We start from the raw sequence: 17,872 nt of genomic DNA, 5'->3' as shown, positions 1-17,872 counted from the left end.
GATCTGCCGGTCGAGCTTCTGCTGCGGTCAAGCAGAGCCGCATCGGGAGCCCCTGCGCGTCGACAACGAGGTGGATCTTGGTCGTGAGCCCGCGGCGCGATCGACCAAGACAATGATCTGGACCCGCTTTTTAGCCGTCGAATAACCAAGCCCTGAAAAGGCTGCGAGGAGACGATCGGCGGGCCCGCCAGTTCACCAGGCGGCAAGGATACCGGAAGTCCGAAAGGATCGACAGGGGAAAGGGTCGGTATAGCCGCTGCGGAATGAGCTCGAGAACCGGTTGCAGCAAAGATCGAGGTGCCGAAATCACCGCCATGCATACCTGGTACCCAACGTGAGAACTATCGGCAGGGATCGTTAATCCCAGTTTGTCGCGGATGCCGGCGATGATCCCCGGGTCGCCCCGACGCCAACCTTAGAGGGAAGAACCTCGACCATCGCCATAATTGCGAAGTCGTAGCAATCCTCCGAAAGGTTTTGGCCAGCTACTAGGCCGACGACTTCTGCATGTTCCACATCGGGATGATCGCCGGCATGCCGATGAGGCCAGTGAGAGTTTTCCGGCGCGCGATCGGCGCGACGTATTTTCCCAACCTCACATCGCCGACGAAGTCCCACCAAATCCTTTGCATCTTGCGGGCCAGCGCCTTGCGCTCCTCCGGTGTTGCGACGTCAGCCCATTTGGCCCTTAGCGCCTCATACTCATCGCTCTTCGGCCAGCCGTACCAAGCCTCGTCGCCATTTGCAGCTAGGAGTGGGTCTGTTAGAGGATTGCCGAGGGAACAATCCATTTCCGTGGTAATGAACACGTTCCAGCCGCCGTCCTCTACGGGGCCTTTGTTCACCCGACGCGTGGAGAGTGCACCCCAGTCCATCGACGCGAGCTCGGCGTTGACCCCAATCTTTTGGAGCGCAGACGCCAGCAGCTGAGAAGCACTGTCGCCCTCGTGCCAGTCGGTCGGACCGAGTATAAGCACCCTCTCGCCGGCGTATCCAGCCTCCTTGAAGAGTTGCTTTGCCTTCTCCGGATCGCCGCCCTTCTTATACCATCCTGTGCTCTCGTCGTTGGATACCGGCGTAGTGCTTCCAAAGATCGATGTGAGGGTACCCGAATATTTTGAGTCCGGGGCCATGACGCGCATAAACGCCTCTTGATCAATCAGGTGAAGAACCGCCTGGCGCGCCTTAACGTTGTCAAAGGGGGGCTGAAGGAAATTCATTCGCACGACTGCATCCCAGCCTGCCTTGTCCAGAACCTGAAGTTCAAGGTTGGGATCGCTCTCGATCAAGGAGTACAGGTCAGCCGGCGGGGTCTCGAAATAGTCAATCTCACCTGCTTGCAAGGCCGCCATCGCCGTCTGCTGGTCAGTGATAACATCCCAGATGACGCGATCGACGTTAACGATCTTCCCGCCGGCCAATCCGTCGGACGGCTCCTTGCGCGGGAGATATTTTTCATTCCGCTCATAGGTGTAGCTTGCGCCAGGCTTCGCAAGAGCTTCGTTGAACTTAAACGGCCCCGATCCGATAGTCGCAGTCACCTGCTCGGTCGCAGGCCGGTTCGCATCCTTCTCGCGCATGATGAACAGACATGGCGGCGTAAGATCCGCCAAGAGATCGATCAGAACCCCAAGCGGCTCCTTAAGCGCGATCGTGAAAGTCCTGTCATCCACCTTCGAGATGTGGCCGGCGCGCGCCATGATCAGCTGTCCGCCGGGGGCCACCTGGCCCCAGCGACGAATCGATGCGACGCAGTCCGCTGCAGTGACGGGTGTGCCGTCGTGCCAGCCTAATCCGTCTCGCAGCTCGAACGTATAAGTCTTCTTGTCGTCGGAGACGTCCCAATTCCCGACCATTTGCGGCTGAGGCTTGAACTTCGAGTCGAACGAGAACAGCGTGTCGTAAATTGCCGCGGCGTGGTCGGCGGTGATGTTCGTTGCCGTATAGATCGGATCGAAGATGCGGAGGTCCAGGCCCTTCACCATCCGCACTGTCCCTGCCGGGGCTGGCGCCGTTGCTGCCCGTAGGACCGTGGGGATCGATAAAACTGTTCCGGCGGCAAAACCCGCCTTCATGATTTCGCGTCGAGAGATTCCCATATTTCAGTTCCCTTTTCGCCGTTGGTGCGGTTAACCGCTTATTTGGCTCGTCGACACAACGACCGAAGTATTCGCTTGTCGCGTGATTGCGCGCTGGCATTGACGGAATGCTATTACTTGGGAGAAAGTCCTTGCGTCAAAATGCGGTAACTGCTGAAATGCGAGCCGCAAAAGGCCGCATGGTTTGAAATGCATCGGCTGAAATGATCGGGCGGTTCCGCTGGGTCGCATGGTGAGGGTCCTCGCGACATAATCCACTATGATCTGGGGATCAGCGCTATGGCCGGATGTCTTTGCGTAGCATTCGGCCAAGGCCACGGTGATTCGGGCGACGGTTTTCTGCGGTAGGTTTGGGCGGTGCGTGACCCGCAGCCCTGCGTTCGTCGACGGTCTGCCGAAGGTTGTCGATGCCGCTTGGGTGACGTCCTGTTCGAGCATCTCGGCTACATATTTGAGAGTGTAAAGAGCGGAGTTGCGATATCCGATCTGACGGTCTCAACGATCCGGTTTGCAAGATAGCTCAATAGCGGAAGGCCCAGATCAGGCAGCTTTAGCTGCTGCGATCGTATGGGCTCCAATTCCAGGGAAGCAAGTCCTCGAGCCGTGTGATCGGCGTGTCGGCGATGCGAGAGAGAACATCGGCCAGCCAAGCCTGCGGATCGACGTCGTTGAGCTTTGCGGTGGTGATCAGGGTTGCCATGAAGGCGGCCCGATCAGCGCCGCGATCGGAGCCTGCAAACAACCAAGCTTTTCTGCCGAGAGCAAAACCACGCAGCGCCCGTTCGGCGGCGTTGCTGGTGAGACAAATCCGACCGTCACCGAGGAAGGACGTGAAGCCGTCCCAGCGCTTTAGCATGTAATCGATAGGCTCGGTACCGGAGAACTGCGCGACCGTTTGGCCCGCTCGGTTCGCAGCCAGGCCTCAAGTTCGGTGGCGAGAAGACGGCTTTCCTGCCGGCGTCGTTGCAGGCGTTCGTCGGCGGCAAGGCCGTTGATCCCGCGCTCGATGTCGAACAGCGCATCGATGCGCTTGACGGTCTCGAGCGCGACCGGTGAGATCGGGGCGGCGTTCTTGCCGCGTTTGGCATTCGCGGCGATGTCGCCAAGCACGAAGAATTTCGGCGCGCATGCGCCCAACACAGCGCCTCGGTCAGCGGACCGGGGTCACGGTCTGCCTTGAACAGCTGGTTGTAGCCGCCATGGGCGTCGGCCTGCAGAATGCCGCTTAAGCTCTTCAGATGACGCTCGGGATGTTCCTGCCGCCGATCGCGCAGGCATAGTAGAGCGCGCTACCGGCGGCGAAGATGCGCCCCGTATCGGTCTTGCCGCGTGCCAGGATCGGCACGGTGGTGTCGTCACCATGCAGACGTTCGGCGGCAAGCACATGCGCTTCGATCAGCGCATGCACCGGCTGCAGTGCCGCGGCACAAGCTCCGACCTGGTGTCAATTTCTATGTCTGCGCCTATGCCTGACTGGTTCGAGGGTCAGGGTGAGTCCTCGCTGATCAGGATCTTTTTCCAGCGCTTTGCAGCCAGCAGGGGTTTCGGGCTCGATGACCACCTCGACCCGTTCGAGATGGGCCGCAAAGCCTTTGCGAGGGCGCGGGGCTCGCTTCGCTTTCGAGCCGCCCGCAGACTTCTCCATCTGCGCTTCGATGGCCGCCACGCCGGTTTCGATCTCGTCGAAGGCGAGAGCATACTGCTCCTCGCTCAGCGCACCGGCCCGCAACCTTTCGGAGCGGCTGCCGAAGCGCGACCGCTCCAGCATCTTCACCACCGCCGTCAGTCATGCGATGCGCTCCTCGGCGCTCTTGTTGACCAGCTCGAGATGCGTATTGTGGGCTTCGAGATCGGCATTACACTCTTCCAGACCGGCGGCCGCCCATGGCAACAACAATCGCCTTGAGCGGGTCAACGTCGTCCGGGAGCGCGAGATCGGGTGCCGACATGGCCAAAATCAGAGCATATTCGCGGGCAATTTTCCCGCTTTTTCAGCTCCCTGATTCATCATGCCGCAGGCTTTTACCCAACCGATTCCGGTCGCCTCACGGTCTTCGTCCGAACCCGTTTCCAGTCCATTCCGTCAACCAGAACCATGAGCTGAGCATGACTGAGCTGGACCCGGTGGTGGGCGACCCGCGGCCAGCAGAACTTCGCCTCATCCAGCCGCTTGGCACAAAGACACACGCCGCTGCCGTCCCACCAGACGACCTTGATCCTGTCCGCACTTTTTTCGCGGAAGACACAAAGCGCGCCTTGATGGATCCGAGCCGGCATCGCGCACCAGTGCCAGAAGGGCCAATGGCTGGCCAAACAGCGATATCGACGCCCTTGCCATGGAACTACCAGCGCTGAACGGCCTCAGCTGCCCGCCTACGTCCCACCAGCGTCGGTACGCTGTGCACCGTACAGTCCGGATCGCGTCGGCGATGAAGCAGGCAGCTATCCGGCTGAACTGGCCGACGGCGTTGTCAACGAGGCGCACAAGCAAGGCGCCGGCATCTGAGGTGATCGCTCAACCGCCGAAACCGGCATCCACTCTGTGGCCGTCATGTCTTCAAATTTCATCTAGCGGACGACTCTTTTGCGCCAAAACGGCGCCCAGCCGCTGAAAGGAGGCAGAAACCGGTGCTGTTTGAAATGATGCAGCCTCCATTGCCGCATGAAGCCTTCATCGTTGGGCTGAGCGAGGAGCGCAAGGACATCGCACTGAACGACACTATCGAGTAGCTGCCGCGACTCGGTCGGCCTCGAAAGGTGCCTCGCGACGCAATGTCACCCATGCGGCTGATCAACGGAAGCGATCTTGTTCATTCGAAGGTCCTGTTACTGTGTGTTCAGGTGTAGCCAGTTTAACACATCTGTGTTCGGAACCCTACACACTGAAGCGCAACTATTCCGTCGGCACGGCGTGAAACACCTGCTTTGCAGTCCTGGCATGCCTATTGCCTCTGATAGGACGAGGGTTCCGTTAGAACCCTAGCCGTTTAGCAGTCTCCGGCCGAGGAATCTAAATGAAACTGGTTCGAACGATCCAAAACCACGCGACAGAAGCTACCTCGTTGAGCTCAGTACCGCCAAGCGATCATGAGTCGAACATGCGGCGAGCTTGGCGCCTCGGGCCTGCTTGCTGCAATTATCGTTCGCCAACTCGCACCCGCAGCTCCGAGACTAGGGCGATGAATTTCATCGAAGGGAGGCGTGTCGTCACCGAGGATGAGCTACAAGCCAACAGTATCACGCGTTATCATGTCTCAGCATTCTATCGTGAGCAGATCATCAACAGCGGCTATTATGACCAGCTAAAATACATTGTGGAACCGTCACTCCAAGAGTTCGAAAGTCGCGGCAATCTGGATACGAGCGGCGAGCATGACAACACAGTAGTGCCCGGACTTCAGCATAAGTACGCTTCGACTGGGTTGTTACTGGTAACAGACCGCTGCGCCTCATATTGCCGCTTTTGCTTTCGGAAACGCCTTGTCGGCAAGACCTCGGATGAAATTGTACCTGATTTCGCTCAGGTTGCTGGATATATGGGCGATCACCCTGAGATGACGAACCTGCTGTTATCGGGAGGCGACCCATTCGTGCTGAGTACCGCTAAGCTTGACAAAATTCTTGACTATTTGCTGCCGATCTCACACTTGGAAACGATCCGATTCGGCACAAAAGCAGTCGCCTATGAGCCCAAGCGGTTCGAGGATCCCGCTCTACCGGCTTTATTCCAGCGGATCCACAAAGCGGGGAAGACCGCTGTCATCGTCACACACTTCGATCACATCGGCGAAATCTCGGTTGATGCTGAGTGTAACATTCGCCTTTTGCGCGCACAGGGAGTACAGTTCCTCAACCAGTCCGTTCTCCTTGCGAAGGTCAACGATGATCCCAAGATCTTGGCTGCGACCTTTGCCAAGTGTCATCAAATGGGCGTCCGCCCTTATTACCTCTTTCAGGCCAGGCCGGTGAAAGGGGCATCGCATTTCCAGATTTCGCTGCGCCGCGGAATAGAGATCGCGCGTGGCATCAACCAACGTCTCAGCGGCATCGAAAAAACATTCAAATACATCATGTCCCATTATACAGGAAAGATCGAGATCCTCGACCTTGGAGCCGACGGCCGGGTGTATATGCGATACCATCAAAACAAGACTCCCGAAAAAATCGGAAGGATCTTTTCCCGGCCGCACCTTGAGGGTGCATGCTGGCTGGACGATTTGCCCGAAGGATGAGACCGAAAGGCATGGAATGCTGACCACCGTACACAAGGGCCCAGCCGCATCTGTGGGGCAGCGCCATCAGGCGGTGATGACGGCTTTCCCGCTCCGCACCGAAGCGGGGCGGAACATCCTTCATGCCTGCGGAAATGCAATTGACGCCGCGGCTAACCCGGCCTCGAAACTTTGCGTCTCAGGGTCCAGTGCATCGGGGCTGAACGGGCAAGCCGTTATTGCTTGTCCGTTCCGCGGACAGTGGAACGCAGGCATATTCCCGTGCGCCCGGGGTCACTTCGATCAAAGCCGGCGAGCAGCGGGTCGGGCATCGCGCCTGAACGGTTCCATCGACTCCCGCGACGCTCGACCACGTGTGGAGGAATTATGGCGTGCTCCGCTGTACGGATGATACGCCTAGAACAAACCCCGCTCGCTGCTTGGACGGCCTTACCGCCGGGCGAGCACTCCCGACGAGCTGTTGTCTTCGGCCAACGGGGCGAATGAACGTGACAGAAGGGAAAAGTGCAAAGGAGTAACTTATGCGGGTAGCCGTCGTTTGGGACCATGATCGTACGGGCGTGATCAACCGGTTCGGTCAGCCTTGTTGGGAGGAATATGGCCGCGAGGCGGTTGAAAGCGTTGCGGAGGCGCTGCGAGAGGGCGGCCACGAGACGCTGCTCTGCGAAGGTGATAAGGGACTGCTCGCTACACTCGAGCGGTTCATGCCACCCGATCCACAAGCCCGGCCCTCGGGAATCGTCTTCAACATGGCACTCGGAATTCAGGGCGAATGCCGTTACACTCACGTTCCGGCCATGCTCGAGATGGCCGGCGTGCCGTACACCGGATCGAGCCCTCTCGGGCATGGGCTGGCGCTCGACAAGGCCATCACCAAGAGGCTCATCCGCGATGCCGGCGTGCCTACGCCGAATTTTCGCCTGATGCGTCGCGGCACCGAGGGCACTGGCGACCTGCGATTCCCGGTGGTAGTAAAACCGCGTCATGAAACCACCAGCTTCGGGTTGCAGCTCGTCCATGAGCCTGCTCAGTTGGAGCAGGCCGTAGAAGTGGTCGTCACGCAGTATGCGCAGGATGCGCTCGTAGAAGAATACATTGAGGGGCGGGAAATCACCGTCGCGCTGCTCGGTAACGGACGGCCTGAGGTGTTGCCTCTGGTGGAGTATGACTTCGGCGACCGTGAAACGCGTCTGGTGACTTGCGAAGCGAAGCATATCGCGGCCGCATCGCCGCAGAGGATTTGCCCGGCGCAAGTCGAGAGCAAACTTGCGACGGTACTGAGAAATATTTCGGTTGCGACCTTCCGTGCCTGCCACTGCCGAGATTACGCCCGCGTCGACCTCCGGATCGATCGCTCCGGCCAGCCGTTTGTCCTGGAGATTAACTCGATGGCCGGCGTCAGCATGTCCTGCGTTTATGTCCTGGCCGCGACGACCGCTGGACACAGTTTCTCGAACTTGATCAATCGCATCCTCAATGTCGCCCACATGCGGTATTTCGGAACCGGCATCCATTAGGCCGAAGACGCATCGTCGCAACCGGGGCGTTTTCGCTTTCCGGACCGTGGGCTGTACTGGTGCAGGCGCCGGCCATTGCCTCGACAGAAGTGGTGCGCCATCCAGCCTCCCACTATGCCCCGACGCAAAGAACCTGCAATGCCGAATGATCGTCTCCACCAACCGCTGGCAGGAGGCACAGCCAGTGCTGCCTTCGAAGAGTCCGCCTGCTGGATACGCTCAAGAAGGCTCTCACAGAGCGCGCGCTGAAGCGGAGATGGCCCACCTCGTGTCCTGGAAAGACCGCAAGAGCCTCTCCAGCGCACTGGAAATCTACCGCGCCGTCGATGCCGATGCCGCCGAAAAGGCGCTGGCGGCGTTCGAGGCCGGCCCTTGGGGCAAGCGCTATCCCGCCATCGGCCAGAGCTGGCGGCGCACCTGGGGCGAGGTCATTCCATTCTTCGCGTTCCCTGACGACGTCCGTCGGATCATTTACACCACGAACTCAATAGAGTTTGAACTCGAAGCTCAGGCGGGCTGTCAGGGCCAAGGGCCACCTCCCAAGCGACGATGCGGCAACCAAGTTGCCTCTACCTGATCTTGAACCGATCCGAGTGGAAAATGCCGCCACGTGAGTGGACCATGGCCAAGGCCCAGTTCGCCGTCATCTTCGGCGAGCGCTTCGTCCGGGCCATGGCGGCGTAATGTTCAACCGCCTGCCCGCACACGGAAATCCTGACAGTCCTCGGCGCTGCCGAGAACCACATCAAGTCGTGGAAGACGCATCTCGTAGCCAACCGCACCTCCTGCACAAGAGCGACGGCCAACCAGTTTCCGACTGTTCCAACATGCCGGCGCCTACTGCCTTATGTGTGGGCTGCGCGCCGCGTGCCGAAACGCTCGAGCTTTGCAGCAACCCAATTCGGGACGCTGCGACTGCGCCTCATCAAGATCGCCGCGGTTGAGATGAAAACCCAAATCCGCCTTGCACCTGCCGCATCCTGCCGGACCAGCGCATCCTGCGCATCGTCCTCAGTCGCATCCCGCAACGCGCGATATAAACAGACGGGCCGCAGACGTCCCACGACAACGCCACTGACCTCGACCGCAAACCCTCGCATTCTCTTACGAGGGATCTCAGCTAAAGATTGTTGCAGAGATTTCTCAAAACTTTAATCCAAGCAACGCGCATTCTATGAGATCATAGTCATCGTTTGTTGTGCGTGCCGTCAAATTATAAGTGCAGGCCAAGAAGAGGGAACTTCTCATGCACATCCTAGAAACGCCTCGCCTAATCCTAAGGCCGCCGTCGGAAAGCGACGAGCTTCTTGTACATGGACTTCATAGCGATCCGTTCGTGGTAAACGCCGTGATTGGATCCTATCCGACGATAGAGCAGTCGAAAGCTGAACTGCTTCAGTTCATTAATCATTGGCAGCGCAATCGTTTCGGCCTATGGATGGTGTTCGTCAAAGATGGAGGCCAAGCCAGAAAATTCGCTGGCTATTGTGGATTGAGGCGCCTCGGCCCGCGTCTGCCCGAAGATCCAAATAACGTAGAACTCGTAACCCGCCTCCACCTTGCGACCTCCGGGAAGGGGATCGCGGTCGAGGCCGGGAGGGCAGTAGTCAAATTTGCTTTCGAGCATTTAAAGCTTGAGAAAGTGACAGGATTCATTCTTCCAACGAACACGCGCTCACGTTTAAAGAACTCGAAGATCGGATTTTACTATGTCGGTAACAGAATTTACAACACCATAAATATGATGTATTTCGTGGTTACACAGGAAACACTTGTACAAAGTGATAGCTTACTTGTTTGATTGGTTAGTTTTGTTGTGAACATTGACCTGGAGTGGCCTCTCCTGACTTCTCGCTCCGCCGACAATTGCATCAAGGCACGCTCGATTTACTTCGGTTGACGTCGGCAAGAGGTCTCTTCAGTTGACCGAGGCCAGATCACGGCCTCTGCCGGGCGATCGAAACCTCCGCTGGCCCGAGACCTGCTCGTACGATCGTTCTGCGCAGACGAGAAGAACTGTTAAGGAGGGGCGGCGCAATGACTGGATCGCTCAGGCGGCAGATTGGCGCGTCACGGCTTATGGTTCACGCCGGACCAGGCGCGGAGCTGGGTACAGCCGGCGTATGGCCGCGCCGGCGTGCCGACGATCGGGTGATCTTCATGCAAAATGGCTAGATCATCCAAGCGGCGCCCACATCGCCTCGACGACCGACAGGGTGAACAAGGCCGGATCATGGCAGCGTCGATCGAGCACAGCGTTGCCGCTGGTGGCGAGCATTTCCGCCCCGCGGCGGACGCGAGCGGGTGATTGGTACCACTGATGCCTCCCGAGCCAGTCGCCGGTTGTTTCTCGTGAAGGTCGCGCCCGCATGACAGCGCCAGCCAATATGCCGCATCAACCAACCTCTAACTTACCGACCTGCAAATAGCGACAGGGTAACGTTACCAATGTTGCCACACTACATGCAAGCGCGAAGCAGCGAGCGGCATCGGGTCCGGCACCGGACCCGGGTGCTGAACGCCCAGAGTGGGCGCCGGGTCATGAGGAATGAGGCAAGTCCCGACTGCCAGGCACTAGAATAGACTGCACGCGACGTCGCAACATACTTTTAAGCAGTCCGGTGCTTATCAATAAGTTCTTTCACCTTCTGTTTACGGTGCATTTCTGCGCGCACCCAGCGTCCCCGCATGTCCGCGCATTTCAAATGCATTTTCCGAATGAGCGTTTTCGCTACAGAAATCTGGTCATCTATTGACCTTTTTCCGGGGCCGCCCCCGAACTGCAGAGCGTCCCTGCACTCTTCAGGGCTCGCTGGCAATACCTCACCGAAATGTTTCATCAATTCGCTGCGGCATTCAGCGACGCTGCTATACAGAGATACCTGCCTGGCGATCTCTGCAACCTTTGTGTGCGCTTCTCTAAAAGGAACGCCTTGCGACGCCATCCGTTCTGCGGCGACGGTCGTCATCGCTGAGCCATCTTCCAGATTTTCACGCATCGTCTGTACGTTAAAAGACATGAATTTCACAATGAGCGATATGAGGGTGATGGCTTTCTTCAGGGCATCTTCTGCAGGGCCAAGTGGAGAGCAGCCGTAATTGCTTACTTCGATCGAGTTGCTGAAAGGCGATTTGCAGGCTGCCGTTGCCGCAGAAACATATGCGCCAATCACGGTGCTTGCCGACCCTTTGATATGTTCAAGCAGAAACGGATTCCTTTTTTGCGGCAGCATCGAAGAACCGCCAGCAAGATTGTCAGGAACATCGATTAGCGCGAACTCCCGCGTCGTCCAAACCTGCAGGTCCTGGGCCACACGGCTGAGCAAAATTGAAAGACCAGCGAAGAGCGAAAGCGCTTGTAGGTGATGGTCACGGCTTGCAACAGCATCAAGCGAGTTGAATGACGGCAGTTCGAATCCCAGAAGATTTGCTGTCTTTGTGGGATCTATGGGTATGCTGGTGCCTCCGCCGGCACCAGCCCCCAGGGGGCAGTTCCTGATGTCCTCCAGCAGGCAATGGAGGCGCTGGCGCGCGCGGGACAAAGCGAACAAGACGCCAAGCAGGTAGTGCCCGGGCGATCCGGGGAGTGCGATCTGATACTGACTGTACAACGGAGCCACTACTTTTGATGCTTCATCCACCCGCTGAAGTAGGGCATCTTGCGCAGTTTCTATCTGTTGTGAGATGGAACACGCAGCTTCCCGAAGCACCAGGAGAGAAATGGTCGCGTTCAAGTCGTTGCGGGACCTAGCGAAGTGCAGCCAACCCGCCTTTTCGGGGCCAGCTCTTGCGGCCAATTCTGCCTCATAGGCCAGATAGACACCGCGCGGAGCGTCACGGCCCTCCAAAGGCTGAAAGCCCTCGTCCTGGAGAGCCAAGATGTGCTTGAGGAGATCGGCAGCCACTGTTTGGCTGACCAAGCCTTGGTCCGCGAGCATCACCAGATGTGCTTCGTCTATGGACGCTTGGTGCCGCAGAAGGCGACCGTCACGCGCGATTTGGATGGGCGGAGCGAGCAACTTCATCGCTTCGGGATGCAGGTTCCACGTGCTCTGGCTTGACCCATCGACTTTGTCGTTGTCCGCTTCGCAAGCAGCCGCCTCAATATCGATCACAACGGAATCGATCATCCGTTCAGCTGCCATGGCGGCGGCGTCGAGTTCATCCGCAACCCCTATGGCGTAGGCTACCCGGTCTCTAAAATCGCCACTTGTTTGAAGTTCCTCCCCTTCAGGTTTCAGCAGACCCGCCTCCGGCACTGTCTCGTCCGGACTTCGAGAAAAGCTCAGGTGTTTGAGCTTGCCAGCCTTATCAGCAAGGCAGAAACGAATGGCGCCCGCCCTTGTCCTCGTCCGGAGAGGCGTGAATGCCTCCCCAGCGTAAAGGTTGATCACCATATCCAGGATTGACGTTCCCAAGGCGTGGGACAGCATGACTGGAATCATCCCTCCGGCCAGCCTGGGGTTGACCTCGATGATGACAGGGCCCCACTCGGTTATCACGAACTCCACATGAGCCGGTCCGAAATTCAGGCCCAGAGCCGACATTGCGGCCGCGGCAAAGGAGGCCAGTTCCTGGAGGGATGACTCCGGCAAGGGAGCCGGAAAGTCGTGCCCTACCTCGACGAAGCAGGGAGTGGGGCCCTTGTGCTTTGCAAGAATTCCAAGACAGTGCAGCGCCCCGTCCTGGGCAATCATCTCTGCAGAGTATTCTTTTCCCTCCACGTATTGCTGAACGATAGTATCGGGACTGGTCAGCTCCACTTGATCCAACAGTGCGTTCTTTGCACTCTCAAATGCCTTGATGGCGGCTGTGGCACTATCGCACAACCTCACTCCGCTACTACCGCTTCCGGACACCGGCTTGATGACCACCGGCAGAGTGGCTTGGGCAAGAATATTCTCGACGTCTCTGACGGAAGTGGCCAGCCGAGTTTCAGGGATCGCGATTGATTGTCGCTGCAACTCGGCCGCTTGCTTCCATTTATTCCGGCAGGTAGCAATAGCCTCCGGATTCGCTGCTGGCAGCCCTATCGCCGTCGCGACACGTGACGCTGATTCCACAAAATAATCCGACGAGGAATATATCCCTGTCAGCCTGCTTAATTTGGCGGCGGCCCTAATGAGTTCATCCGGGCTGCGGGTCTCAGCTTCGATCACTTCAGCGACCGAGTCCTTAAGAAATGAATAGCGCGCAGGATTGCGCGTCACGAGATAGGGCTCAAAGCCCAGGACTCGGGCCCGCTTCATCAATAGTTCGCCAGTGCCTGTTGTGTTGCTTTCCACGAAAAGGAAGCTACCTCGGTTCATCACACTTCCTCCAAAAGGCTCAGGACAGCTTCCCGGGTTTTCCGCTTCCAAAGATATCGGTTCCATGGTGGGAGCGCCGTCGACGGATGGGTTTCGGTCGCCGGCGCGTCCAGCACATCGGCTTCATTTGAAGATCCGTTCTGCTTGAGCCACTCGCGGTCGTATACAGCTTCGACGTAGCGGTGGCCTTCATCCGGGCAAATGACGACTACGGTTTCTTCTGGATACTGCCGAGCGCGCCACCGCCCCACGATGTAGCTCGCCCCGGACGTGGGACCGGCGAAGACGGTGTGCCGTTCGTGGAGGTGTCGCGTTGCCGTAAATGCGAGCGAAGCGGAGATGAGATGCACCTCGTCATACAGTTCGTGCTTCACATTCTCGGGGACAAGACTGTTCCCTAGCCCCCGCAGTTTGCGTTCGCCATCCGGCTGGCCAAAAATCACGCTATTGAAGGTGTCCACTCCAATCAGGCGTGCGCCAGGCGCTTTTTGGCGGAGTCGCTCTATCGTTCCGCAAGTAGAACCGCCTGACCCTACAGACCCGACCAACGTTACGTCCGGGCCCAACATCTCCGCTATTTGGTCAGCGAAGAGCCTATAGGCTGCTGGGTTGTCGGGTGTTTCGTACTGCCGGGGCCAAAAACAAGAGTGGCCCAACTCGCTCATCCTAGCGTCTAACGCATCGAGACGGCTTCTTTGATAGCCACCCTGCTTCGCCTTTTCAATTATTATGACGACCTCGGCTCCCAAGGAGTTCAACCGGCTTTCCAGGCCTTTGTCCATCACTGGGTCTGTGAAGATTTCAAGTTGTAATCCATATTCCCGGCAGATTACTGCTAAACCCAGCGCGAAGGTTCCGCTTGAAGTCTCGAGAACTTTCATGCCGTGCGTCAGAGTCCCTCTGGCCATCGCTTGTTCGATGATGTACTTGGCGGGAAGAAGCTTCATGAACGCAAACTGCGCAACATAGAGATTTGTCTGACATTTAATGATGCTTGGAAGTGCATAGGCATCAGAGTAGCTGGAGAATGGCAGGCGTTTGCGGAGAGCGTTCATGCTGCTTACCTCACTCATAACCAGTCATCGTCAGATACATTTTTGGCGAGTTGTTGAACGCCGATACATGAGCGAGTGCGGACCGAAGCTTCCGTGGAAAGTCAGCCGTCATTCGATCAAGCAGGATTCCAATCATTGTGCCGCTGTGCGCGACTATGACCCCGAGAGCGTCAGTAGCCTCGGATGCTTTCAGCATCGAGTTAAGGTGCTTCTTTGGAGCCCGCTCCTGATGCAGGAGGGCGCTGGCCGTAGCTATTTTGCCTATTGTGACCTTGTCACCCTGCGGAATCGCTGTCCGTGCGCGGTCGAGTAATTCGTGATATTCTGCCCGTTGCTTGGCGGAGATCTCACCTCGCCGTTGATCATAGTCGACGGTTTCCACCGTCCCTCCTTCATCGATACCCACGATTGCAAGCGGCGGCATTTGCCCAAGGAAGGAGAGAAGGCGACATGCTCGCTGCTGATATGCGACCACCCCCGGGTACATCACTCCGTCGGATGGCTCGATCTCCGCCATTAGTTTCTCGATCAATGACGTTCGGATTCTACGGTTGAAGCAGCGCGCGATTGACCGTGCAGCCGCAACAAGATCCGCAGACGAACTTGCCAGTCCTTTGCCTTCGGGGAGCTCCGATTGCAAAAGCAGAATTCCTCCTGAGGCGCCGAGCGTACTCACGAGATTCTCAGCTAACCGTTTTGCTTTGAGTTTGTGGGACGGATAGACAGTCACGGATCGTGTGCCCGCAATCGGCGTGAAGTGAGCCCTCGCAAAGAGCGCTATCGGCATCGTAACCAGGAAGTGAGAATCCCGAAGAAAGGAGCCCGCCGGCAACTGGCCTTGCAGCAACTCGCCGAATGTACCGCAACAAAGAGCGCCGCTGCAGTAAGTCCTTGGCTCCTGGCCATCCTCGGCTATGTTTTGGGCCACGTCTGCGCCATCGAACGTCTGATGGTACATGTACGGCTTCCAAACTTCATCAGCGGCCGCTTGGAGAAGCTCTCTCGTCGACGCGCTCGGGTCGGTTCCGGAAAGTGCGGGATATGTCGACTTTTGGGTTGCCATATTACTTTCTCGTCAAATGCGTTGAGTGTGCTTTTAGCAAGGCACGGCCGATACTCGTCGGAACTGGCTTGGCACCCCGGATGGGATACTTTCGAGTATCCTGGGTCGCCTGCGATCCGCTCGGTGAACGTAGCATTGGCAGCGAGTTTTTTTCGCAAAGCTTCTGTGAAAATCAATTGTAAGATCTGTTGCGCTGTTGATTGCATGGAGAGGCATGTAGCCGTGCGAGGGAGGCGCCGCTCAAAACAATCAGTGATCCCGGTTTTGCCCTTGATCTGATCGGCAGCGATGCGACGAGCTCTCAACCTCTGCCGCTGCCGAAGCTCGCTGCTGTTCTGAAGTTGATTGCCATTTTGCTCTCCAGAGCTGTTGCCACAGGTTGCGCGACTTTATGCGCGGGCTTGTTTGTTTCCCTCTTAGAGAGGGCACAAAGGGTTCAAGGAAAGGAGAGCTCTCGTTTCGCGCATCTGCATGCAGTCAGCCTTCACTCAGTGTTGCCACATCACAATCAGCAAAGGTCAATAGGCAAAGGCCGTACCAGCGCGCTCAGTGCGCGTTAAGCCCGTGATTTCGCGACAAAAAGCCTCCACAACAGCCGGGATGGCCGGCTGTAATGAACCTGACATTCGTCTGTCGCTGTCAGAGTTTGGACACGCAGCACGCGCTTCGCCGCCAGAAAAATGTGGCCGCGGACGACGACGCAACATACATTAGGGTTGACGGACAAGCAGATGGAATCAAGCCTGCGTTTGCGACCACAGGGTCGTCATCATCGTCCGCTTAACGCCACCTCGCTTGAGCTTCTTGCCGTCCCGGGCTGGAGGCGGTAGCGGTCTCGCCATTTGCAATGCAATCGGCCGCTTCATCCGAGCGCCGGCTGCTCCCCCTCCCCCGCTTGCGATGAATTCCTACGTGGCAGCATAGGAGTTCTTTACGACGAAGCCGGTTCAGTTGTACGCCTCCGGCGAGAGCCGCCTTGCGCGAGCATGGCACGGTAGCGAGGCTGCGCTCTTCAGGTCGTCCTTACGAGCGTAGTTAGCAGCACAGCATGAGCCATGTGACGTTATTGACGGGCCTGAGCGTCGTCGTCGTTGGAGTGAAAAGGATCAGTGCCGGATACTGGCCGCGGCATTCGCGCCCGGAGCCACAGTGGCGGCGGTCGCGCGTCAGTACGATGTCGCGACCAGCCTGATCTATAAGTGGTGCGATGGTTTCGATTAGCGAGGCTTCGAGCAGGTGGGCATCGTCGCCGTCTTCCATGATGGCGCATGGCAGGGGATCGGCTTCGCCGCGCTCGTCGGCGACAGTTTTTGCGCGAAATAGCGCCGCCGCCCGGCGACGATTTCGAAGGTATCGGGCGTGCCGTTGGGCCGCACCAGAAGCGGCACAAGCACGCCGCGCGCGCACGGACGGCAGGATGTCGGATAGGTCTGGCGCGCGTTTGGCATGGCGCAGGTTGAGCGCCGAGACACTCAACTGGTCGAGCAAAACATGGGCAAGCTGCATGGTCTATCTCCTATTTTTTCGGGGAATTGCCCCTGCCGCGAGGCCAAAGGCCGAGCGGCGCGGACGGGGTTTTGCGCCAGCGGCGCCTTATTCCGCCCTAGTCGGCGGAAGCTCGGGAACGGAAAGCGAAAGAGCGGCGGCGGCCTGCCGCGGCTTCGGCATAGACGGAGAGCGGAAAGCGCGCCTGGAAATGCAGGTCGCGCTCGATGCCGAGGCCAAGCGGACCTTTTGCGGATGCAAGCTCGGCCAGACTGACGTTGCCGAATTCGGGGAAGCCGAAGCCGAGATCGCAAAGGCCGAACAGCGTGTCGCCATCGGCGTCGAGTTCGGTCAAAAGCCACGTGGCGGCACCTGTCGGATTAAACAGTTTCACAACGGGAAAATGGTCGATGTCGGCGTCGGCGGCGCCATTGGCTAGCAGTCGTGCGCGCAGTGGATCGGTGATCAGGATCATGGAAAGACTCCTTGTCAGAACAGGTCGAGTTGATTTCTGCTGGCTTCATCGAAGAGGCCGATATCGAGCGGCTTTTGCGCCGCGCGCGGACACATCGGCGCGTCCATCAGGAGGGTGAGCCGATCGCGCGTGGTGATCGGTCGGCCGGACACCGGGAATGAGCATCTGCTCGCCTTGCGGCGTCGGCTCGGTCGCGGTCAGTTGAGGATCGCGCATCGTCATGCCGCAATCCCTTCCTGCGCCTCGCCTTCGGCATCGGCCTGAAGGCCAAACAGGAAATCGGCGGCCTTGGAGGCAAGACTGGCGGCACGGAAGATCGCGCGGTTGTCCTCGCGCAGCACCTTTAGCCATGAGCCGATGTAATCGGCATGACGCACGGTCGGCTCGATACCGAGGTTGCTGCAGACGAAGGCGGCAGTGATTTCGGCGACCAATTCTTCACGCGCGTAAGCCTTGGAGCCGAACGAGCCGGAGAGGTCGCGAGCAAGCCGCGTTGGGTGGCCGGTCCAGTGGCCAAGCTCGTGAAAGCAGGTCCGGTAATAGTCGATCTGCTGATGGAACGCCGGCTGCGGCGGCACCTGAATGTGGTCGCTGCCCGGCATGTAGAAAGCGCGATCGCCGCCGACCCTGAAATCCG

The 17,872-nt window shown here is 58.2% G+C and carries 15 protein-coding genes and 6 pseudogenes; 5 read left to right on the top strand and 16 right to left on the bottom strand.

Going from position 1 to position 17,872, the window contains the following annotated elements:
- Positions 1–13: 13 nt before the first annotated feature.
- The 9 genes and pseudogenes from NKG95_RS34375 to NKG95_RS31400 all read right to left on the bottom strand — a co-directional run.
- A pseudogene (locus NKG95_RS34375) lies at positions 14–130 on the bottom strand (IS5/IS1182 family transposase); the annotation flags it as partial.
- Between the two features lie 358 nt (positions 131–488).
- Positions 489–2,099, bottom strand: coding sequence for an ABC transporter substrate-binding protein (locus tag NKG95_RS31435; RefSeq protein ID WP_353043446.1), 1,611 nt, complete (start codon positions 2,097–2,099; stop codon positions 489–491).
- A 550-nt stretch (positions 2,100–2,649) separates the two neighbouring features.
- Positions 2,650–2,799: a transposase domain-containing protein gene (locus NKG95_RS31430; protein WP_353043473.1), complete on the bottom strand. Its 150-nt coding sequence runs from the start codon at positions 2,797–2,799 to the stop codon at positions 2,650–2,652.
- Between the two features lie 72 nt (positions 2,800–2,871).
- Positions 2,872–3,209 (bottom strand): annotated as a pseudogene (locus tag NKG95_RS31425) (IS66 family transposase); the annotation flags it as partial.
- 59 nt (positions 3,210–3,268) lie between these two features.
- Positions 3,269–3,316 (bottom strand): annotated as a pseudogene (locus NKG95_RS31420) (hypothetical protein); the annotation flags it as partial.
- Between the two features lie 17 nt (positions 3,317–3,333).
- Positions 3,334–3,525: pseudogene (locus NKG95_RS31415) on the bottom strand (IS66 family transposase); the annotation flags it as partial.
- An 18-nt stretch (positions 3,526–3,543) separates the two neighbouring features.
- Complete coding sequence (locus NKG95_RS31410) at positions 3,544–3,867, bottom strand: IS66 family transposase (RefSeq protein WP_353043472.1); 324 nt, start codon at positions 3,865–3,867, stop codon at positions 3,544–3,546.
- A gap of 254 nt (positions 3,868–4,121) precedes the next feature.
- Positions 4,122–4,376 carry an IS66 family insertion sequence element accessory protein TnpB gene (gene tnpB / locus NKG95_RS31405; protein WP_353043443.1) on the bottom strand — a complete coding sequence of 85 codons (255 nt, stop codon included), beginning with the start codon at positions 4,374–4,376 and terminating at the stop codon, positions 4,122–4,124.
- 77 nt (positions 4,377–4,453) lie between these two features.
- Positions 4,454–4,638, bottom strand: a pseudogene (locus NKG95_RS31400) (IS1380 family transposase); the annotation flags it as partial.
- 640 nt (positions 4,639–5,278) lie between these two features.
- Between NKG95_RS31400 and NKG95_RS31395 the strand changes: the two are divergent.
- The 5 genes and pseudogenes from NKG95_RS31395 (at position 5,279) to NKG95_RS31375 (ending at position 9,649) form a co-directional block, all read left to right on the top strand.
- Positions 5,279–6,331 carry a KamA family radical SAM protein gene (locus NKG95_RS31395; protein WP_353043442.1) on the top strand — a complete coding sequence of 351 codons (1,053 nt, stop codon included), beginning with the start codon at positions 5,279–5,281 and terminating at the stop codon, positions 6,329–6,331.
- 521 nt (positions 6,332–6,852) lie between these two features.
- Complete coding sequence (locus NKG95_RS31390) at positions 6,853–7,848, top strand: D-alanine--D-alanine ligase family protein (RefSeq protein WP_353043441.1); 996 nt, start codon at positions 6,853–6,855, stop codon at positions 7,846–7,848.
- 268 nt (positions 7,849–8,116) lie between these two features.
- A pseudogene (locus tag NKG95_RS31385) lies at positions 8,117–8,532 on the top strand (transposase); the annotation flags it as partial.
- Between the two features lie 27 nt (positions 8,533–8,559).
- Positions 8,560–9,003, top strand: coding sequence for a transposase (locus NKG95_RS31380; protein ID WP_353043471.1), 444 nt, complete (start codon positions 8,560–8,562; stop codon positions 9,001–9,003).
- 91 nt (positions 9,004–9,094) lie between these two features.
- On the top strand, positions 9,095–9,649 hold the full coding sequence (locus NKG95_RS31375) for a GNAT family N-acetyltransferase (RefSeq protein ID WP_353043439.1): 555 nt from the start codon (positions 9,095–9,097) through the stop codon (positions 9,647–9,649).
- A gap of 808 nt (positions 9,650–10,457) precedes the next feature.
- On the opposite strand, the gene NKG95_RS31370 is transcribed toward NKG95_RS31375, so the two are convergent.
- From NKG95_RS31370 to NKG95_RS31335, 7 genes are all read right to left on the bottom strand, one after another.
- Positions 10,458–13,157: a lyase family protein gene (locus tag NKG95_RS31370; protein WP_353043438.1), complete on the bottom strand. Its 2,700-nt coding sequence runs from the start codon at positions 13,155–13,157 to the stop codon at positions 10,458–10,460.
- The gene (locus NKG95_RS31365; RefSeq protein ID WP_353043437.1) at positions 13,157–14,212 is read right to left on the bottom strand and encodes a cysteine synthase family protein; all 1,056 of its coding nucleotides are present in this window, start codon (positions 14,210–14,212) and stop codon (positions 13,157–13,159) included. Before NKG95_RS31365 ends, NKG95_RS31370 begins: the two co-directional genes overlap by 1 nt.
- Positions 14,213–14,222: 10 nt before the next feature.
- Complete coding sequence (locus NKG95_RS31360) at positions 14,223–15,170, bottom strand: GHMP family kinase ATP-binding protein (protein WP_353043435.1); 948 nt, start codon at positions 15,168–15,170, stop codon at positions 14,223–14,225.
- Positions 15,171–16,310: 1,140 nt separating this feature from the next.
- Positions 16,311–16,781: a hypothetical protein gene (locus NKG95_RS34370; protein ID WP_502914004.1), complete on the bottom strand. Its 471-nt coding sequence runs from the start codon at positions 16,779–16,781 to the stop codon at positions 16,311–16,313.
- A 97-nt stretch (positions 16,782–16,878) separates the two neighbouring features.
- Complete coding sequence (locus tag NKG95_RS31345) at positions 16,879–17,235, bottom strand: DUF2958 domain-containing protein (protein ID WP_353043432.1); 357 nt, start codon at positions 17,233–17,235, stop codon at positions 16,879–16,881.
- A gap of 45 nt (positions 17,236–17,280) precedes the next feature.
- Positions 17,281–17,457, bottom strand: a complete 177-nt coding sequence (locus NKG95_RS31340; protein ID WP_353043431.1) for a hypothetical protein — start codon at positions 17,455–17,457, stop codon at positions 17,281–17,283.
- A partial coding sequence (locus NKG95_RS31335) for an ArdC family protein (RefSeq protein ID WP_353043429.1) occupies positions 17,454–17,872 on the bottom strand: 419 nt, incomplete at its 5' end. The genes NKG95_RS31340 and NKG95_RS31335, both read right to left, overlap by 4 nt.

This window comes from Mesorhizobium sp. M1423 (assembly GCF_040317575.1).
In the GTDB taxonomy this organism is placed as follows: Bacteria; Pseudomonadota; Alphaproteobacteria; order Rhizobiales; family Rhizobiaceae; genus Mesorhizobium.
This window is presented reverse-complemented; position numbering and strand designations above follow the sequence as displayed.

What these genes read in the sequence shown, in the direction of transcription:
- NKG95_RS31435 (WP_353043446.1), bottom strand. Translation starts at nt 2,099, where the DNA reads ATGGGAATCTCTCGACGCGAAATCATGAAGGCGGGTTTTGCCGCCGGA.
- NKG95_RS31430 (WP_353043473.1), bottom strand. Translation starts at nt 2,799, where the DNA reads ATGGCAACCCTGATCACCACCGCAAAGCTCAACGACGTCGATCCGCAG.
- NKG95_RS31410 (WP_353043472.1), bottom strand. Translation starts at nt 3,867, where the DNA reads ATGCTGGAGCGGTCGCGCTTCGGCAGCCGCTCCGAAAGGTTGCGGGCC.
- tnpB (WP_353043443.1), bottom strand. Translation starts at nt 4,376, where the DNA reads ATGCCGGCTCGGATCCATCAAGGCGCGCTTTGTGTCTTCCGCGAAAAA.
- NKG95_RS31395 (WP_353043442.1), top strand. Translation starts at nt 5,279, where the DNA reads ATGAATTTCATCGAAGGGAGGCGTGTCGTCACCGAGGATGAGCTACAA.
- NKG95_RS31390 (WP_353043441.1), top strand. Translation starts at nt 6,853, where the DNA reads ATGCGGGTAGCCGTCGTTTGGGACCATGATCGTACGGGCGTGATCAAC.
- NKG95_RS31375 (WP_353043439.1), top strand. Translation starts at nt 9,095, where the DNA reads ATGCACATCCTAGAAACGCCTCGCCTAATCCTAAGGCCGCCGTCGGAA.
- NKG95_RS31370 (WP_353043438.1), bottom strand. Translation starts at nt 13,157, where the DNA reads ATGAACCGAGGTAGCTTCCTTTTCGTGGAAAGCAACACAACAGGCACT.
- NKG95_RS31365 (WP_353043437.1), bottom strand. Translation starts at nt 14,212, where the DNA reads ATGAACGCTCTCCGCAAACGCCTGCCATTCTCCAGCTACTCTGATGCC.
- NKG95_RS31360 (WP_353043435.1), bottom strand. Translation starts at nt 15,170, where the DNA reads ATGTACCATCAGACGTTCGATGGCGCAGACGTGGCCCAAAACATAGCC.
- NKG95_RS34370 (WP_502914004.1), bottom strand. Translation starts at nt 16,781, where the DNA reads ATGCAGCTTGCCCATGTTTTGCTCGACCAGTTGAGTGTCTCGGCGCTC.
- NKG95_RS31345 (WP_353043432.1), bottom strand. Translation starts at nt 17,235, where the DNA reads ATGATCCTGATCACCGATCCACTGCGCGCACGACTGCTAGCCAATGGC.
- NKG95_RS31340 (WP_353043431.1), bottom strand. Translation starts at nt 17,457, where the DNA reads ATGACGATGCGCGATCCTCAACTGACCGCGACCGAGCCGACGCCGCAA.